The organism is Edaphobacter sp. 12200R-103 (assembly GCF_010093025.1).
GTDB lineage: Bacteria > Acidobacteriota > Terriglobia > Terriglobales > Acidobacteriaceae > Edaphobacter.
Genome location: NZ_CP048114.1, coordinates 4,095,731 through 4,114,057, shown reverse-complemented (window position 1 = coordinate 4,114,057; position 18,327 = coordinate 4,095,731). Strand labels below are relative to the sequence as shown.

The following is an 18,327-nucleotide window of genomic DNA, read 5'->3' as shown; positions in this document are numbered from 1 at the left end:
TTTTCAGAGACAATCAGGTCTGTGGATTCCTAGAGTCTCACTCAGCGCTGGAGAGATTCTGTTTGACAGCCGCAAGAGTGGCTCGATAGGGTGAACCCTGGCGTAAGCGCTTACGTAGATCAACGAGAATTCTAAAAGATGATGATAAGAAGGAAGAATCCATGCGTTTAGGCCGATCCATCAAGACCGTTCTCACCGACAGCCACTTTCTGGTGCCGTTCTTCGTGCTGGTGGCCGGTATTGTGCTTTTAATAGTGCTGCATTGAAAGACGAGGGACCAGGTGGCAGGTGTGGCTGAAAGAACAAAGCAGCATGGAATGTCGCTGCACGGGCTGGGGGTGATCTGCGGGCTGACCGCAGGCGTATGGCTGGGTGCGGCTGAAGCTCCCACGAAACTGGTAAATGCTGGCCTGTCACCATTTGCAGTCTCGCTCTGCATGGTGGCGGGAGTCTTTACGGCGCGCTGGACCTTCCCGACCCTGCTTAAAGGTACGGGGTATGTCTTCACCGACCTGATGGAGAAGAAGCACCTGATCGTCTGGGCCCTGTTGGCAGGCGCCTTGTGGGCCGTGGCCAATACGCTCACGGTATTTGCCATTCGCGATGTCGGCCTGGCAGTCGCCTTTCCTCTGTGGAATGCCAACTCCCTGATCGGGCTGCTCTGGGGCCGCGTTCTCTTTAAAGAGCTGAAGGGGGCAAACGCCGCCAACATTAGTAAGGTCGTTCTGGGAACAGTCGCTATTGTGGTCGCCGCGGTGATGCTGGGCTTCAGCACCATTCACGGACAGACCTCCGCCGGGCATCACGCTGTGCGCGGAATCCTCGCCGCTGCCGGCGCCAGCCTGATGTGGGGAACGATGTATGTCCCCTACCGCAAGGCATACATCAGCGGGATGAATCCGCTGTCGTTCGTGACAGCATTTACGGTTGGAGAGCTTGGAACCGTCTTCGGGCTTACGCTCGCCCTTGATGGCGGACTGCACTCGCCTTCTTTCCAGGTATTCCATCAGCCTGGCCTGGTCTTCTGGCTCTTTCTTGGCGGCTTTGTCTGGGTGATCGGCGACCTCTTCCAGCAGTTTGCAACCAAGTATCTGGGGATCGGCAGAGGCATTCCTCTTTCAAACACCAACCAACTCTGGGGACTGGCGTGGGGCGCGCTGGTCTTCGGCGAGTTGGCCGGTGCGGACGCAAGGCATCGTCTGCTGGTTATCACCGGCTCCATCATCATGATCCTGGGTGCAATGGCGATTGGAACCGCCGTGGCCTCCGGTCGGGAGCAGACCTCGAACAACGAGGCGGTTCTGCGCGAGTGCGAGCGTTACGGGCTGGACTACAACCGTACGCTGGCGGCCCAGGCGGGTGACGAGTTCGGAGGCCGGGACGAGCGACGGCGCTGGTGGGATTACGCCATTGTGACCGCAGCCACCGGCTTCTTCATCTGGCTGGGCAGCAAAGCCATTGTTCCGCCGCTGGCGATGGATCGACGATGGGTCGCTGGCCTGGGCGCTGGGCTGGTCATCAGCCTGGTCGTCGGAGCATGGACGCTGGGGCGCAGGACGCGGTTCTCCTGAGCGGCTGGCGAGGTTTGTTTCCTTCCCATTCGATGGGTCGCTGTAAGATGATGCTGCTATGGCAGTCAGGCTGAAGGATATTGCACGGGACCTCGGCGTCTCTGTGGTCACCGTGTCGAAGGTGCTGCGCGGAAACAGCGACATCGGCGAGGAGACGCGGAAGCGCGTCCTGAAACGCATGAAGGAGCTGAACTACCAGCCCAACATGCTGGCGCGAGGTCTTGCGAGCGGCAAAACCTACACGGTGGGCCTGGTGGTTCCCGACCTGGTGCATCCGTTCTTCGCCGAGTTTGCAAAATCGCTCAGCGCCGTACTGCGCAAGAGCAACCGCGCCGTCATCCTTGCCTCCTCCGAGGAAGATCCGGAGATCGAGCGGCAGGAGATTCGCACGCTTCTGCGCCGCGGCATCGACGTTCTGCTGATCGCATCCTGTCAGCCGAACCTGCGCAACTTTTATGAGCTGGGGGACGAGCGCACTCCCTACCTGCTCTTCGACCGCAACTTTCCGCATCTGGCGGCGCACTTTGTCGGCTCCAACGACGTGATGGTGGGCGAGATGGCAACAAACCACCTTGTCAGTCTGGGCCGAAAGCGAATCGCCCATATTGCGGGCCGCAACACGAGCCCCTCTTTCGATCGCCTGCGCGGCTTCCGTGATGCTATGGCGGAGAATCGGCTGCCGGTTCCAGAAGATTACGTGGTCGTGTGCGATCACATGGAAGAGCGCGGCGACAGGACAGGCTTCGAGGCGATGCAGAAGCTGCTTGCTCTTGAGGAGCGGCCGGACGCTGTCTTCTGCTACAACGACATGACCGGCATTGGAGCCATAGCTGCCGTACTTGCCGCTGGCCTGCGCGTTCCGGAAGATATTGCTATCATCGGTTGCGGTAACATGCCTTACAACGATTACCTCAAGGTTCCGCTGAGTTCGATTGATCATGGAACAGCGGAACTGGGGCGCATCGCTGGAGAGCTGGCGCTGGATCTGACGAGCAATCCGGAGCAGGCTCCCAAGAACATTCTGGTTCCACCGACGCTGGTCGCCAGGGCTTCAACCGGATCGGCCACACAAGCATCTACGAAGTAAATCTCAGCAGGCGGTTCGCCTGAGACGCGAGGAGTCGAACGATGAGCGGAGTTCGGGTTCTGGTTGGTACACGCAAGGGAGCATTCGTCCTTACTTCGGACGGCAAGCGGGAAGAGTGGAAGGTCGAGGGACCGCACTTCGCCGGCTGGGAGATCTACCACATGAAGGCCTCGCCGGTAGACCCGAACCGCATCTACGCGTCGCAGACGAGCGGCTGGTTCGGGCAGGTCGTGCAGCGGTCGGACGACGGCGGCAAGACGTGGAATCCTGTCGGCAACAAGTTCGACTACGAGGGCGACGCCGGAACGCACCAGTGGTATGACGGCACGCCGCATCCGTGGGAGTTCAAGCGGGCGTGGCACCTGGAGCCTTCGCTCAGCGATCCGGACACCATCTTTGCCGGCGTCGAAGATGCTGCGCTCTTCCGCTCCACAGATGGCGGGCAGAACTGGCAGGAGCTTCCCGGCCTGCGCAAGCACGGTTCCGGGCCGCACTGGCAGCCGGGCGCGGGGGGCATGTGTCTGCACACCATCCTGCTGGACCCGAGCGATGCAAAGCGGATGTACATCGCGATCTCGGCCGCAGGAGCGTTTCGCACCGATGACGGCGGCGAGACGTGGAAGCCGATCAACCAGGGCCTGCGGTCGGAGTTTATCCCTGATCCAACAGCCGAGGTTGGTCACTGCGTCCATCACATCGCCATGCATCCGTCGCGTCCGGGCACGCTGTTTATGCAGAAGCACTGGGACGTCATGCGGTCGGACAACGCGGGCGATCATTGGACCGAGGTGAGCGGAAATCTTCCGACCGACTTCGGCTTTGTGATCGACGTGCATGCGCACGAGCCGGAGACGATCTACGTGGTTCCCATCAAGAGCGACGGCGAGCACTTCCCTCTCGACGGCAAGCTGCAGGTCTATCGCAGCCGGTCGGGCGGTCACGAGTGGGAGCCGTTGACCAAGGGGCTGCCGCAGGAGAACTGCTACGTCAACGTGCTGCGGGACGCGATGGCGGTCGACTCGCTGGACAAGTGCGGCATTTACTTCGGCACGACGGGCGGCCAGGTTTACGCCTCTTCCGATGCGGGCGATAGCTGGAAGCCGATCGTACGCGATCTTCCGGCGGTACTTTCGGTCGAGGTCCAGACGCTTCCATGAGGGTGCGGGTTGTGCTGCCTCAGCACCTGCGCACGCTGGCGAAGGTGACGGGCGAGCTGACGGTCGAGGTCTCTGCCGCGACGCAGCGCTCGGTGCTGGATGCGGTCGAGGAGCAGTATCCGATGCTGTGCGGAACGATCCGCGATCATGCCACGAAGGAGCGGCGGGCGTTCCTGCGGTTCTTCGCGTGTCAGGAAGATCTTTCGCACGAGAGTATCGACACGCCGCTGCCTCAGGAGGTGGCCGAGGGGCGGGAGCCTCTGCTGGTCATTGGGGCTGTAGCCGGAGGGTAGCCTTTGTGAGGAACCGCAGATCCTTCGACTCGCTACGCTCGCTCAGGATGACACCTCGGGGGAGCGCTCTCACTAATCAGCTCCATATTCCAACCATCAGCTAGAGGTTCCTTCAAATCGATCACGCACGTTTTACAGGTCTATGTGGATACCTAATAGCCTGCGCGAGCAATTAAGAGCAGATAGATGATAAGGATTGCGACGAGAACCAGAGCTCCAAGAATGACATGCAGCGGCTTGAATCCGAGAAGACGCTTTTCTTTGTGGAGATCGGATGGAGGAATGTGTCCTTCAGGGTGATGGTGTCCGTGATTGAGCTCAGGCATGTGTCCTCGAGGAATGGCCATCCGATCTTATCGGAGTACAAGTTTGGAATCCAGCAGACAGGAACCGAAGGGGTGCGACGCACAAAAAAAGACCTCAGCGGCTAAAGCCGCATTTCCGACGGTTTGCGGCACGGCTGAAGCCGTGCCTTTAAGCAAGGCGTTCGCGTGGCACTTTAGTTCGTGCGGCAATTTGTTCGCGTGGTGCTTTCGGTCCAATCCGGGCGGCTATTTGACGCCTTTGGCGGGGTCCCAGACGCCCTGCTCTTTTCGGACGAAGACGATCTGGCCTATGTGATAGGCGTTGTGGGTGCCGACGTGGGCGATGAGGGAGGCGTTTTTGGCGATGGTGGCGTCGTCGGCTGCTTCGACGGCCTTCTCCCACTCGGTCATGTTCTGGTCGAACTGCTTGACGATGTCGGCCCACTGTTCTGCGGTGAAGTTGTTGAAGGTCTCGTCGTTGTTGCCGCTGAACTTGTCGGGAGTCTTCCCCTTGAACCGCTCGAGAGCGCGTTTGTTCCAGAAGACGAGGTGATAGGTGAGCTGGCCGACGGAGTGGTTGCCCTTGCCGTCGGTCCAGCGGGCCTGCTCGGCGGTGAGGCCCTGCATGGCGGTGTTGCCGGAGGCGAACCAGTCCTGTGCGTTGTGGGTGGTGCGGAGCTGCTCGAGCAGGACGCCTTTGAGGGTGGTGGGCGGCGGCTTCGGTGCGGGAGTCTGCGCAGCGAATGGAAGGCAACTGATGACGACAAGTGAAAGGCTGAGTGCCAGTTTTTCATGTGCGGATGGACCTCCATGCGAACTGATGTGGTGCGTGAACGCCAGTTTAGGAGGGAAAGAATTGGAATGGGATGGGGTTGAAGGTTTTCGCGCCGGAGATTGTGACGAATCGTGGAGATGTCGCTTCTGGGGTTAAGTACAAAACCGCAGATCCTTCGACTCGCTGCGCTCGCTCAGGATGACACGATTGGATTTGATGTGTATGGGACAGCTATGAGATTGGTCGGGGAAGACGGTTCGAGCTTTGCTCGAATACCCCACTCATGCGATGAAGCTGCATGAATGAGGCACCCGGCACCCGGCCGACTTCTCGATACGGACAGTCCCGACATATTGTGGAACGATGAGCCGAAGTGCTTTGTGAAGTACACGGCTTGTCTTAGGGGGAGTGGCATGAACGTGAAACGCACGAACTGGCTCGCAGCGATCCTTCTCACGGGCTATAGTGCCCTTTTGATTCGATTCGTGGTTTTCAAGGCTGTCCCAACGATCGCAATCGGGCACATGAGGATTCGGTTCGCCGGAACCCACACCGGCCCTAGCAACTTGGTCCCGTTCAAAACGATTGCTACTCAGCTTGCCGGGCGTGGGAATCATTTAGTTGCCATGGTGAACCTGCTCGGGAACATCGTCCTGTTCCTGCCGCTCGGATTTCTGGCTCCGCTTGCCTTCCCCATCGACACCTGGCGAAAGGCAATCGTCCTTGGAATTTGCTCTGGCCTAAGTTGCGAGGTGTTGGAAGTCGTCTTCCGTGTAGGCATCTTCGACGTGGACGACCTGCTTCTGAACGCATTCGGCGTTCTGCTTGGCTTCGCAGTGTTTGCGCTGTTTGAACCCAAGTCTCGAATTCCGTCCAGGTCGAGCCCTCAGCACTGAGAAATGCCCCCGCGTGGGAGGTTAGGGCCGCGACGTATTGGGGTTTGGTTGCTTCCGAGAAACAGCCTTATGAGGACTGATCCACGCGAAGGAGATGTTCCTAGAGGATTTGGTGTATCGGAAGATAAATCTCTCCAGTTTGGGCCGCATGACGTTTCTTTCTAAGCAAAAGCGTCACGAAATCGATCCTCTCTTCGAAAACCGCCATCAGATCCGCTCCGTCCATTAGAACGATAACTGCTCCGCCGGACGAATGAGCTGCAATCCCGGTAGGTGTAAAGCCATTTATTGACAGGAATACACCAAGCGTATTCTCAAGTTTTCTTCGTACTTTCGCTCCAAATGCATCGAGGTCAGCCGCATCTGTCTGTTCCTGACGCCATTTGGCTTCAAATAGAAAGTCTGTACTAGCAAGAGAGAATGCCCCGTCGATCTGTTCCCCAGTATTACGGAAAGATGCCTTGGGGTCGAGATCGAAAAGTTCGAAGAGGTCGTACATCACTCTCTCAAGTTCAAAACCGCGCGTTTGGGGATTTGTCGAAGTAACAAGGGACATGTATCGTCCCTTTAGCTGCTCCAATTTTTCACGCACAGCAGCATTCGCTTTTAATTTTTCCGTAGCTTTCTTTTGACGCTCGACCAAATCATCCTGCTCTTTTTTGATCTGCTCATGCGGCTCAAGAAGACGTCTGAGTTGAGCCACGGCTGACTGGGCTCGTGAAGCCTTTTCAGAGCCTCCTTCGAGCTGTTCCAAGTGCTCAAATGATCCGATCGTGCAGACTTCGGTGCAAAGGCGGGTCAAATCTATCAAATATTTCTCTTGGTCCCTAACTAGATGATCCACGAGATCAGAGACAATCTGACGTTTGTAATTGTCCCAGTTTAGAGATGCGATCAGGTTTCGATTTGGAAAGCATTGCTGCAAGAAGCCCCGTAGGTCAGCTTTATACCAATAGATAGAGCAAAGGGCCTCTTTCAGAGCCACTGTCGCCGCCGGGGTCAATCTCTTCGCCATTCCTGGATGTCTCCTTTAGTCGCAAGAACGAAGTCGCCGTATGTTACAGGTTTACATATTTCGTTCGGTACCGATAAACGCTCTTCTTTCTAACCATGGTTGTGCGGGCAAAATAATGGCCGACGGCGGGATCGAGAGAGATAACAAGGAGGCATAAGTTAGCAGCGAAATCTTCGGAAACCGTGCCATGCTGGGCGAATGATGACTCGAACGGCCTTTCGCCTGCGGCTGGCGGCTCTTTCCGTACTTCTACCGACTTTCATGCTGCTGCTCACGGTGCGAAGCCGTGCTCAGAATCCGGAGTGGACCGAGGCTTTTCCTCCGTTTCGGATTATGGGGAACCTTTATTACGTCGGCAGCAAGGATCTGGCGTCGTACCTGGTGGTGACTCCTGAGGGGAACATCCTGATCAACAGCAATCTTGAGAGCTCGGTCCCGCAGATCAAGGCGAGCGTGGAGAAGCTCGGCTTTAGGTTCAGCGATACCAAGATTCTGCTGATCAGCCATGCGCACTGGGACCACGATGCGGGGAGTGCAGCGATCAAGCAGATGACCTGGGCGAAGTACATGGTGATGGATGCCGACGTGGGCGTGGTGGAGGACGGCGGGAAGAGCGACTTCGCCTACGGGAAGGAGCCCCGCAACTGGTACAAGCCGGCGAAGGTGGACCGCGTTCTGCACGATGGCGATGAGGTGAAGCTGGGCGGAGCTGTGCTGGTGGCCCACAAGACTCCGGGGCATACGAAGGGCTGCACGACCTGGACCCTGAAGGTAAACGATAACGGTAAGAGCTACGATGCCGTTATCGTCGGGAGCCCGAACGTGAATCCGGGATTCCGGCTGGCGGGGAGGCCGAGCTATCCGGGGATCGTGGCGGATTATGAGAAGACCTTTCGGGTGCTGGAGTCGCTGCACTGCGATCTGTTCCTGGGGGCCCATGGGGCTTATTTCGGGATGACGGCCAAGTATGTCCGGCTGAAGGCGGGTGACCGGATGGCGTTTGTCGATCCGGCGGGTTATGCGAGCTATGTGGCTGAAAGGAAGGCTACTTTTGAGAAGGAGCTGGCTCGGCAGAGAGATGGGGCGACGCGTTAGATCTGTGGATCGGAGAGGAGGAACCCACGTTTCAACGGCGAGACGTAGGGCACCCGCCGGCTGGAACCGGATTTTCCATCCTGATGCAGTCGTGGCTTTACGAGCAAAATACAGGGATTCTTCGCTTCGCTCAGAATGACGAGAGTTCGGAAGCGTTTTTTCGAAGCTCAGAGGTTTTGAACGAGTTGCTGCGATTTTTAACTTGCCAATCGTCCTGCGCGCATCCTATAGTTAGCGCTAACTTGGAACGGCTTGCGCCTGGAGGATGAGATGGCCACAACAATTGCAACGAACGCTCCGCTCGGGAAAGACATGGAGGAGTGGGACGAGTTTCTGAAGGGTCGCTACCAGGAGGGCAAGAGCGAGCAGGAGTTTCGTCAGTATGACGAGACGGCGAATCCCGGAGTAGCCGAGTTCTACCGGCTGAACCACCAGTACCAGACGCATGACTACGTGATCGGCAAGGAGAAGGAGTACTTTGGCCTGAAGCGTGGCATGAAGTCGATCTGGGAGGCCGCGGAGTACCTGAACACGCTGGTGGATGACAGCGATCCTGATACCGATCTGACCCAGATTGAGCACCTGCTGCAGACCTCGGAGGCGATTCGCGCCGATGGGCACCCGCGGTGGTTTGTGCTGACGGGCTTTGTGCATGACCTGGGCAAGGTACTTTGCCTGTACGGCGAGCCGCAGTGGGGCGTCGTCGGGGATACGTTCCCGGTGGGCTGCGCGTATTCGGATCAGATTGTGTTTCCGGAGTACTTCAAGGCGAACCCGGATTTGAACCACCCGGTGTACAGCACCAAGTACGGAATCTATGAGCCGAACTGCGGCCTGGATAACGTGCATATGTCGTTCGGTCACGACGGCTATATCTACGAGGTGATGAAGAACTACCTGCCGGATTCGTCGTTGGCGATGCTGCGGTACCACTCGTTCTATGCGTGGCACCGGCATGGAGCGTACCAGCACCTGATGAACGAGAAGGATAAAGAGAGCCTGTACTGGGTCAACAAGTTCAACCCCTATGACCTGTACTCGAAGGGCCACACCAAGCCGAATCTCAAAGAGTTGAAGCCTTACTACGACGATCTGTTTGCGGAATATTTTCCGGCGAAGATCGCCTGGTAACGATGCAGTACTGAACGTTGTCCGAGAAGGTATTCTAGAGCCCCCGGGGTCCTCACCAGAGAGGCCTCGGGGGTTTCTGTTTTTGTGATGAGAGTTACCGCTTATTTACCAGCAATTTACATAGGAGCGTCATGATGAATTCATACGCTCATTTCGCGAAAACACATCTCTGCTGTGAAGCTATGCGTTTTCGCTAACCAAAAGTTACTGTTATCCAATAAATTCTTTGTTTTCTTGTAATTGGGCAATTATTCCGGCAGGATTTACGTTATCGGTACCGTAGACGTAATTTCATTGACATTGCTTTACCGCAATGGATAGTGTTTTGCCGGTCCAAAGAAAACAGGATGGTCGATGCTTCCCTGCAGCAGACGCACAGCGGGCCACAAGAGTCCGGGGCGAAGCAATGAGAACAGGACTGTAACGGGTAATAGACATGCTAGAGAGGCACATTATGAAAAATCCAAAAGAGAACAGATTCGCTGCTTTATCGAATCGCCAACTCTCTCCCGCAGGTTGCGAACAAGAGAATCGTGTGGGAGGAATGAGCACGAGAGCCAAGGCGTGGGTTTCAGTGTTGGCAGCATTGCTGCTGATGCTGACCGGCGCACCTGCGATGGCGCAGTTCGAGTCGGCTTCCGTCCTTGGTTACGTGCATGACAGCTCGGGCGCGGCAATTCCCAGCAGCAACGTGACGCTGACGAATACGGCGACCGGAATTTCACAGAGCAAGCCGACGGATGCTGAGGGCAAGTACGAGTTTCCGAGCGTGCAGATTGGCAACTATACCGTCACCGCAGAGGCACAGGGCTTCAGCCGTGCGGTAACCGAGCCGTTCGTCGTGCAGACCAATGCCCGCCAGCGCGTCGATGTGACGCTGCAGGCAGGATCGGTCTCCGAGGAGGTCACGGTGACCTCGGCGGCGCAGCTTCTGGATACGGAGACCAGCTCGCATTCGACCGTGATCGGTACCAAGCAGGTGGAAGATCTTCCGCTGAATGGCCGCTCGTATGCGGACCTGGTTCTGCTGGTTCCTGGCGCGCGCAAGTCGCTGCTGGAGAACAATGGAACGTCGAGCCGCGAGGGTTCGTTCAACATCAACGGACAGCGCTCGGCCTTCAACAACTACCTGCTGGACGGTCTGGATAATAACAACTACGGCACCTCGAACCAGGGCTTCGCGAACGAAAACATTCCTCCGTCGCCTGACGCGATGAGCGAGTTCCGTGTGGAGACAAACAACTACTCCGCAGAATATGGACGCTCGACCGGCGCGGTGATCAACGCTTCGATCCGGCGCGGCACGAACCAGTTCCATGGACGCGCGTGGGATTACAACCGCAACACCGTGTTCAACGCGATCGGGCCGTTCCTGGCTCCGGGAGCAAGCAAGCCGAAGTTCATCCAGAATCAGTTCGGAGGAACCTTTGGCGGACCGATCTGGAAGGACCACACCTTCTTCTTCGTGGACTACGAGGGACTGCGGCGCATCTTCAACAATGCCAGCTCAACCTCAACCCTGCCGACGACAAACCAGCGCAACGGTCTCTTTTATCTGAACGACGATCCCTCGAATCCGGCGAACGCGATTCCGCTGCGGAATCCGATTACGGGGCAGAAGTACCTGGGCCAGATTCCTACTGCCGATATGACTTCGTTTGCCAAGGCTGTCTTTGGAGCGCTCCCAAGCCCAAACACTAATGGCTTGCTCTCCAACAACTTCGCAATCACACCTCGCGGCACGATCAACGATGATAAGGGCGATGGACGCGTCGACCATACTTTCAATGATCACTGGACCATCTTCGGCCGCTACAGCGAGCATCGCCAGAGCCTCTTCGACCCTCCAGGAATTCCTGGACGCGCAGGCGGAAACTCTAATGGCAATGTAAATATTCAGAACCGCAATATCGCCGGAGGCGCCACCTGGACGATCTCGGCGAACAAGTTACTCGACATTCGCTTCGGATGGTCGCGCAATCTCGGCGGAAAATTCCCCATTGGCCAAGGCCAGAGCTCGATGTTGGTCGAGAACGGGATTACCGATGGCCTGCCGACAGATCCTCTGGTCGTCCGTTCCTTGAATGCTCAGTCTGTGACGGGCTTCTCGCAGTTTGGAGCGCAGTCGTCGAATCCGCAGTTCCAGAACCCAACGATCTACAATCCGAAGGCAAACTTCACGTGGATCAAGGGCAAGCACTCGATGAAGTTCGGCTATGAGTGGCAGGCAGTCAACACCGAGGTCAATGACTTCAATCCGAGCTACGGACAGGATAACTACAGCGGGCAGTTTGCGAAAGATACCAGCACCAATAATGGAACATCCGCCAACACGGTCGGCTGCGCTTCCAATGCGACCAGCGCTAACTGCTCCGCGATCGCAGCGGGCGCTCCAAACCTGGGCGCGCAGTTACAGCAGGCGCAGAATCTTGCAGACTTTATGTTCGGCAACCGCTCTCAATATTCGTTGACCACGTATGCGATCGTGCATCTGCGCCAGCGTTATAACTTCATGTACTTCCAGGATGACATCAAGGTTTCTCCCAAGCTGACCATCAACGCCGGTCTGCGATACGAGATCGTCACCCCGCAGTATGAGAAAGACAATCGTCTCTCGAACTTCGATCCCGGCACCAACTCGCTGATCCATGCCCGCAGCGGTGGAGTGTATAGCCGCTCGCTGGTAAATACTCCTAAGAACAACTGGGCTCCGCGCTTCGGCCTTGCCTACTCGGCTAACGACAAGACGGTTCTTCGCGCAGGCTATGGCATCGTCTATTCACAGTGGAACCGCGCCGGCGGCGAAAACAACCTGACCTACAACGGTCCGGATGTGGTCAACGCGAGCATTACGCAGGGCACTTCGTCGGGCACCTTCCCTTCGCCTTCGACGCTTTGCACGGATGACACACAGCTGCAGTCATCGTGCTTCCGTCAGACACAACAGGGTTATGCCCAGAACCTCACCAGCCCTGCCTACTTCAACCCCCTCAACGCGCTGTCTCGCTACATTCCGCGAGACTTCAAGACGGGTTATGTGCAGCAGTACCAGATTGGCATTCAGCGCCAGCTCGGTCATGGCTTTGTGGCTGATATCGCCTATGTGGGCAACAAGTCCACGCATCTGCAGACACTGGCCGACTACAACCAGGCTACTCCCTGTACGACGGGCTCTTGCGGCAGCCTGCAGTCGCGTCGTCCGATTAAAAACTTCGCTGGAATCGAAATCGCCTACGGCATCGGTTCTGCCAACTACAATTCGTTGCAGTTCAAGCTGGAGAAGCGCGCTTCGAAGGGCCTTTACCTGCTGAATTCGTTTACCTACGGCCGGGTCTTCGATATCTCGTCGGGACATCTTGAGACCTCGGGCGGAGACAACTCGCGTGTGAATTATGCCAATCCCAGCAACGACTACGGTCCTGGCGGATACGATCAGCCTCTGGCCGACACACTCTCGGTTGTCTATGACCTTCCTTACGGTCATGGGCGCCATTGGGGTGGAGGCTCGGGACGCATGATGAACACGGTCCTCGGCGGGTGGCAGGTAACGCTGATCAACACCATGACCAGCGGCCTTCCAGTCAATATCACCTATTCGATCCCGAGCTCATCGGGTCTCTACGTCTCCGACATCGTTACCTATCGTCCGAACCGCGTCAACAATGGACCGATCAAGGGACCGTCGTCGGGCCGCAAGAAGACTGCCACCTCGCTGCAGAACTACTTTGTCAGCACGAACCTGACAGCGCCTACCACTAATCCCTGGGGCAATGTCAGCCGTAACTCCGAGCGCTCGAATGCCTTCTACCAGGCTGACTTTGGCCTGCACAAAGCGTTTCCGCTCTGGAGCGAAAGCTCGAACCTCGACTTCCGCGCCGAGGCATTCAACGTGCTGAATAAGGTGAACTATTCTTCACCGAACAGCACGTTCGGCGGATCGAGCTTTGGACAGATCACGAGCGCGTTCCCGGCTCGTCAACTTCAGCTCGCGGCGAAGATTATCTTCTAAGCGGCCTGGTATTCCTGATCGGATCGGCGCCGTGTCTCTATGAACGGCGCCGTTGTTTTTTTTCAGAAGCAGAACCGGATGAAGGAGCAAAGGATGTTTGGAAGTGCAACGAGCAGGATGGCGTGGATCGCTCTGGCCGCAGTCACGAGTACCGTGACCGCGCAGCAGCTTACACAGGCAGCACAGGACAAGGTTGTGCGGCTGAACGAGATTCAGGTGATCGGATCGCACAATAGCTATCACTCCGGATTTGCGCCGAGCGAACGCAAATACCTCGAGATGAAGAACCCAAAGGCGCTGCGTGCGCTGGATTACAGCCATGCTCCTCTTCCGGACCAGCTTAACGGCGGCGTGCGGCAGATCGAGATTGACGTCTTCGCCGACGCGAAGGGCGGGCATTATGCTCATCTTCCAATCGACGATGCTGAAGTGAAGGCAGGGCTGCCGGCGGATCCAAACTTCGATCCGAATCACGAGATGGATAAGCCGGGATTCAAGGTGATGCATGTGCAGGGAGTCGATCAGCGGAGCACCTGCCACACCTTCGTCAAATGCATGATGGTTGTGCGGGAGTGGTCACAGCAACACCCGCAGCATCTGCCGATTTTCATCCTGGTGGAGACGAAGGACGATGGCGGAAAACCGAGGCCAGGCATGCCGGCGACCGAGCCATTCACTCCGCAGGTATTCGACGCTCTCGATGCCGAGGTGCGCTCGGTCTTCAAGCCAGGCGAGTACATCACGCCGGACGAGGTTCGTGGTCACTCTGCAACGCTCATTGACGCTATCGGCAAAGGCGGATGGCCGACGCTGGCGAAGGCCCGCGGACGCGTGATCTTCCTGCTGGATCAGCGCAAGGTCGAGGGCATTTATACCGAAAACCATCCGTCGCTCAAGGGACGTGTCTTCTTCACCAACGCCGAGCCCGGCAAGCCGGACGCTGCCTTTACCGAGCAGAACAATGGCTCCAAAGAGACCATCGACGCATTGGTGAAACAGGGCTACCTGGTGCGGACACGCACGGACGAGGGCACGGAGCAGGCTCGCACGAATGACACCACGCGGCGTGATCTTGCGCTCTCGACCGGGGCGCAGATGATCAGCACCGACTATCCTCCTTCGGAGCCTTCGAAGTGGACGTCCTTTGTGGTGAAGTTTCCCGATGATCTGGTCGCGCGATGCAATCCGGTAAACAAGCCGGGGGGTTGCGTGGACTCGCTTCTGGAGCCTTCGGCAAGTGCGATGGCGAAGAAATAGAGCGGTTCGAGCTTCGCTCGAAGGCCGGTCTTAGGCGCGGTGAAGCAGCGCCGAAGACGGGGCACGTGATGGACGACTGATGAATTGGCTGGGGCTTATCGCTCCAGCCAGTTTTTTATGCGGGAACGGTAGGTCCGGCTCATGGGAATTTTCTGGCCATTGAGCAGGTGCACGCCGTACTCGCCGTCGACCTCGGGCCGCACCTCTTTGACGTACTGCAGGTTAACGATGGAGGAGCGATGGACCCGCAGAAAGGTGGTTGGGTCAAGCTTCTCCTCAAGACGCGTCATCGTCTCGCGCAGCAGGTGTGTCTCCGACTGGGTACAGATGCGAACGTAATTCTCCTCGGCGCCGATCCAACATATCTCCGAGACAGGAAGAAAGAGAATGCGCCCTTTGGATTTGAAGACGATACGCGTGGTGTATGGAGTTCCTTTGGGATTCTTTCTCGCGGCAGCATCCGGATGTTGCCGCGACGACCGGATGTGATCGAGCGCGCGCTGAGTCGCTGAGCGAAAACGATCGAGCGTGAAAGGCTTCAGCAGGTAGTCGACCGCATGAATCTCGAAGGCGCGGAGAGCGTACTTGTCATATGCCGTCGTGAAGATGATGGAGGGCATGACGGGATCGCCGGCGGCAGCGAGCTCACCAACGACATCGAAGCCGTCCATGTCGGGCATGCGAACATCGAGGAAGAGAAGATCCGGCTTTGTGGCGCGCACGAGCGCAATGGTTTCAGCAGCAGTTGCGCCTTCGCCTGCAACTTCAATCTCGGGAAACTCGCGCAGCAGTTGCCGCAGCTTCTGCCGTGCAAGGACTTCATCGTCAGCAAGGACTGCCTGAATCATCACACACCATATCCTGTGGTTTGTTCTGTTGGACGTGTTGCGAAACGTAGCGGAAGCCTGATGACAACCTGAACGAGGCCGCCCTCAAGCTCGGCGATTGTGAGGCTCTGATCGTCTCCATAATGCATACGAAGGCGATCCTGAACATTGGTCAGACCTACACCGTTGCCACTGGACGAACGATTCGGCGGATGCAGACCGAGACCGGTATTGGTAACGCTGAGATGGAGTACGGAGTCTTCCGACTCTGCCTCGATCGAGAGCACACCATTCGCGCTAAGCCTTGAAAGGCCGTGTGCATAGGCGTTTTCGACGATGGGCTGAAGAATCATAGTCGGAACAATGGCATCGTGCACCGATGGATCAATCGACATCTTCTGATGCACGCGACCGGCGTATCTCCGGTCCTGCATGGCCAGATACATCTCAATAAATTCCATCTCGTCGCTTAATGGGATGAACTGGGCCTCCCCGCGATGCAACGTTATACGCAGAAGCCGGCTGAGTTGTTCCAGCATGAGATCGGCCGCGGCAATATCAGTCCTCATAAGGCTGGAGATTCCGTTCATGGTGTTGAAGAGGAAGTGGGGATTGAGTTGCATACGCAGAGCACGCATTTGTGCCTGTACCAGTTGCGATTGCAGCTGGGTCGCCATGCGTTCCTTCTCGCGATAACGCTGGTAGTAGCCGATTCCGCGAAAGAGAAAGAAGGCAGACCAGAAGAGGACGAGCGAGTCGATCAGCTCCGCATCCAGATGGAACGACAGCCGTTGCCAAAACGGCATGAATGGCTTACCCATCGGAAGATGGGGAAAGAGTGCGACCCAGATCATCTCCTCGACCACGCAGGCGAGCAGGCTCAACGGAAAGAAGACGACCAGCATGGTCTTCAAGTTCGCTGTGTAGATCTTCGAGCGCAGCGTCCACCAGAGCAGCCAGCAGAGCACACCCCAGATAAAGTACTGCGCTCCCCATGCCTTCAGCAGAAGAGACAGTGTGATCTTGTACTCGTTCCAGAACCGCATCCGGCTGTTCCAGTCCTGCAGCGCAAAAAGGAACCCCAGCGCAGTAGCCCCCGAGATAAAGATAAGCGGGTGCATCCAGACGGGCTTGTAGATCTCATGCTTCCAGCGGGCAAAGGTCAGTGCCGTGTTCCTCGACTTTCTATTGGATGCCTGCCGCAACATCTGAAGGGCACACATTGCAGGATGTGGCATCGTAAGCGACCAGATGACTGGCCGGGGCATAGGCTACGGCGGCAAAGAGCACCAGCGAGATAAGGATGGGATTTTTCATCAAACGCATTGCAGATACTCCTCCTGGAGGAATACGCCGGCGGAGAGTCTGAAATGGAGACCTGATTGTTCGATCTTCTTGTCCCCGATCCAACGATCCAAGTCGGCAGACCAGGGGCAGCAGATCCGGTTCCGCACCAACGGGGAGTGCGCAATCCGGTCAAAGTAGCCGCAGGCGTATCGGAGATAGCTTAAATGGCCTCGGCCACGGCATGACACGTCACTGATCACAAATCCCGAAGGATTCGTTACCAGTGCTGGTCTGACAAATGAACCTGAGGAACGGGGCTAGGAGCCTGCCTCTTGCTTCGGGGCAATCCCTGTGCCACGGCCAGTTAACTCGTGGATGAGATCGGTCTCGCGCTGGCGGTAGGGAGTACCGTCGTGCCGAAAGACCTCGTGGAACCAGATGGTCGGCTGCGAAAGGACATAAGGATGCTGCCAGGAATCCCACGGCAGATAGGTTTGCGTCTTGCCCGCCACGAGTCCCCAATTGATAGCCGCGACGTTTAGTTTTTTGGCGAGGGGCAGGATGGTATCGAAGGTGCTTCCGCTTCCGCGTGCCATGTATTCGGTGCAGATGATAGGCCGGTGCAGGGGCTCAAGTGATTTTACCCGGGCTTCGAACTCCTCGGGCCAGCCGTAGTTATGGAAGCTGATGACGTCGCTCTCGGCGAGCTGGATCTTCGTGACGGGGCTCTCCTTCGCGGGGTCGCTCCAGTTGCCAGCCCACACTCCACTGGTAAGCGGCTGGGTGGGATGGGCGGACCGCGCCCAGGAGAAGGCCTTGGGCAACATCGCCTCGACCAGCTCGACCTTGTTCTTCGGCTCGTCAAAGCGGCCGCCGTTGGTGTTGTCGGGCTCATTCCAGATATCCCAGGCGAGCACGCGGTCGTCCTTGGCAAAGGCTGAGACGACACCGACGACATATTCCTTCAGCTTAGGCTCGTAAGAAGGGTCGGAAAGCTCCTTCCCTCCGGGGCTCTGGACCCAGCCTGAGTTGTGGACTCCCGGAATGGGCGGGTGCTGTGGACCCAGATGGGGGTTGGGTTCCCAGCAGGAATCGAAGAGAACGAGGATCGGGCGGATGTGATGCCGGGAAGCGATGGCGAGGAACGCGTCCAGACGCCGGACAAATCCTTTGGGGTCCTGCTGCCAAAGCTGATCCTGCAGAAAGACCCGCATGGTGTTCATGCCGATGGATTCCGCCAGGCCCAGCTCCCGGTCATTGAGATCCGGGTTAAAAGTGGCCTCCTGGAACATCTCAAGCTGGTTGATGGCATCAGAAGGGACGTAATTGGCCCCTACCAGCCAGGGCTGGCGAGCGTACCAGGCGTTCGCTGCCTGTTCGGTCCAGCGGCCCGAGTCAGCCGGGGACTGGGCAAAAGAAATGACGCCAGAAAGCACAGAGAGCAGCAGAGCAGTGTAAATTCGCATCCGGGCCATCATATCGAACCGCAGTTGCTCTTCCGAACCCAAAATGTAGCTCTTGGAACCACTTTTCTATAGAGGGGAGCAGCCCGGCTAACTCTTGTTCTGCAAGGAATTGAAGAAAGCACTAGGCGAAAATGCAGGATGATGGAATTATCGGAA

Annotated in this window: 16 protein-coding genes; 9 read left to right on the top strand and 7 right to left on the bottom strand. The window is 57.2% G+C overall.

The annotated features are described in order from the left end of the window. Positions 1–290: 290 nt before the first annotated feature. From GWR55_RS17055 to GWR55_RS17040, 4 genes are read left to right on the top strand one after another with little or no spacing between them, the layout of a single operon-like run. Positions 291–1,571, top strand: coding sequence for a GRP family sugar transporter (locus tag GWR55_RS17055; RefSeq protein WP_238398491.1), 1,281 nt, complete (start codon positions 291–293; stop codon positions 1,569–1,571). A 58-nt stretch (positions 1,572–1,629) separates the two neighbouring features. Continuing rightward, the gene (locus GWR55_RS17050) at positions 1,630–2,658 is read left to right on the top strand and encodes a LacI family DNA-binding transcriptional regulator (RefSeq protein ID WP_162403325.1); all 1,029 of its coding nucleotides are present in this window, start codon (positions 1,630–1,632) and stop codon (positions 2,656–2,658) included. A gap of 41 nt (positions 2,659–2,699) precedes the next feature. Next, complete coding sequence (locus GWR55_RS17045) at positions 2,700–3,815, top strand: sialidase family protein (RefSeq protein ID WP_162403324.1); 1,116 nt, start codon at positions 2,700–2,702, stop codon at positions 3,813–3,815. Positions 3,816–3,826: 11 nt separating this feature from the next. Further along, a complete protein-coding gene (locus GWR55_RS17040; protein WP_238398490.1) occupies positions 3,827–4,108 on the top strand; it encodes a MoaD/ThiS family protein in 282 nt (93 codons plus the stop codon). Between the two features lie 152 nt (positions 4,109–4,260). Here the strand turns inward: GWR55_RS17040 and GWR55_RS17035 are convergent, their stop codons facing one another. Beyond that, a complete protein-coding gene (locus GWR55_RS17035) occupies positions 4,261–4,455 on the bottom strand; it encodes a hypothetical protein (RefSeq protein ID WP_162403322.1) in 195 nt (64 codons plus the stop codon). Positions 4,456–4,659: 204 nt separating this feature from the next. Further along, the gene (locus tag GWR55_RS17030) at positions 4,660–5,040 is read right to left on the bottom strand and encodes a DinB family protein (RefSeq protein WP_238398489.1); all 381 of its coding nucleotides are present in this window, start codon (positions 5,038–5,040) and stop codon (positions 4,660–4,662) included. Positions 5,041–5,601: 561 nt separating this feature from the next. On the opposite strand from GWR55_RS17030, the gene GWR55_RS17025 reads away from it, so the two are divergent. After that, the gene (locus GWR55_RS17025; RefSeq protein ID WP_162403321.1) at positions 5,602–6,084 is read left to right on the top strand and encodes a VanZ family protein; all 483 of its coding nucleotides are present in this window, start codon (positions 5,602–5,604) and stop codon (positions 6,082–6,084) included. Between the two features lie 100 nt (positions 6,085–6,184). Here GWR55_RS17025 and GWR55_RS17020 read toward each other — a convergent pair whose 3' ends face one another. After that, on the bottom strand, positions 6,185–7,099 hold the full coding sequence (locus GWR55_RS17020; RefSeq protein WP_162403320.1) for a hypothetical protein: 915 nt from the start codon (positions 7,097–7,099) through the stop codon (positions 6,185–6,187). A gap of 261 nt (positions 7,100–7,360) precedes the next feature. On the opposite strand from GWR55_RS17020, the gene bla reads away from it, so the two are divergent. The 4 genes from bla (at position 7,361) to GWR55_RS17000 (ending at position 14,591) form a co-directional block, all read left to right on the top strand. Continuing rightward, on the top strand, positions 7,361–8,194 hold the full coding sequence (gene bla, locus GWR55_RS17015) for a subclass B3 metallo-beta-lactamase (RefSeq protein WP_162404066.1): 834 nt from the start codon (positions 7,361–7,363) through the stop codon (positions 8,192–8,194). A gap of 270 nt (positions 8,195–8,464) precedes the next feature. Next, complete coding sequence (locus tag GWR55_RS17010) at positions 8,465–9,325, top strand: inositol oxygenase family protein (protein ID WP_202925530.1); 861 nt, start codon at positions 8,465–8,467, stop codon at positions 9,323–9,325. Positions 9,326–9,869: 544 nt separating this feature from the next. Next, positions 9,870–13,334, top strand: a complete 3,465-nt coding sequence (locus GWR55_RS17005; RefSeq protein ID WP_162403319.1) for a carboxypeptidase regulatory-like domain-containing protein — start codon at positions 9,870–9,872, stop codon at positions 13,332–13,334. Between the two features lie 93 nt (positions 13,335–13,427). Next, positions 13,428–14,591 carry a phosphatidylinositol-specific phospholipase C1-like protein gene (locus tag GWR55_RS17000; protein ID WP_238398487.1) on the top strand — a complete coding sequence of 388 codons (1,164 nt, stop codon included), beginning with the start codon at positions 13,428–13,430 and terminating at the stop codon, positions 14,589–14,591. A gap of 95 nt (positions 14,592–14,686) precedes the next feature. On the opposite strand, the gene GWR55_RS16995 is transcribed toward GWR55_RS17000, so the two are convergent. The 4 genes from GWR55_RS16995 to GWR55_RS16980 form a co-directional block, all read right to left on the bottom strand. Continuing rightward, the gene (locus tag GWR55_RS16995; RefSeq protein ID WP_162403318.1) at positions 14,687–15,439 is read right to left on the bottom strand and encodes a LytTR family DNA-binding domain-containing protein; all 753 of its coding nucleotides are present in this window, start codon (positions 15,437–15,439) and stop codon (positions 14,687–14,689) included. Next, a complete protein-coding gene (locus tag GWR55_RS16990) occupies positions 15,439–16,626 on the bottom strand; it encodes a sensor histidine kinase (protein ID WP_162403317.1) in 1,188 nt (395 codons plus the stop codon). The genes GWR55_RS16995 and GWR55_RS16990 overlap by 1 nt, the downstream gene beginning before the upstream one ends. Next, a complete protein-coding gene (locus GWR55_RS16985; RefSeq protein ID WP_162403316.1) occupies positions 16,604–16,744 on the bottom strand; it encodes a hypothetical protein in 141 nt (46 codons plus the stop codon). The genes GWR55_RS16990 and GWR55_RS16985 overlap by 23 nt, the downstream gene beginning before the upstream one ends. A 278-nt stretch (positions 16,745–17,022) precedes the next feature. Then, the gene (locus tag GWR55_RS16980) at positions 17,023–18,171 is read right to left on the bottom strand and encodes a cellulase family glycosylhydrolase (RefSeq protein WP_162403315.1); all 1,149 of its coding nucleotides are present in this window, start codon (positions 18,169–18,171) and stop codon (positions 17,023–17,025) included. Between the last annotated feature and the right edge of the window lie 156 nt (positions 18,172–18,327).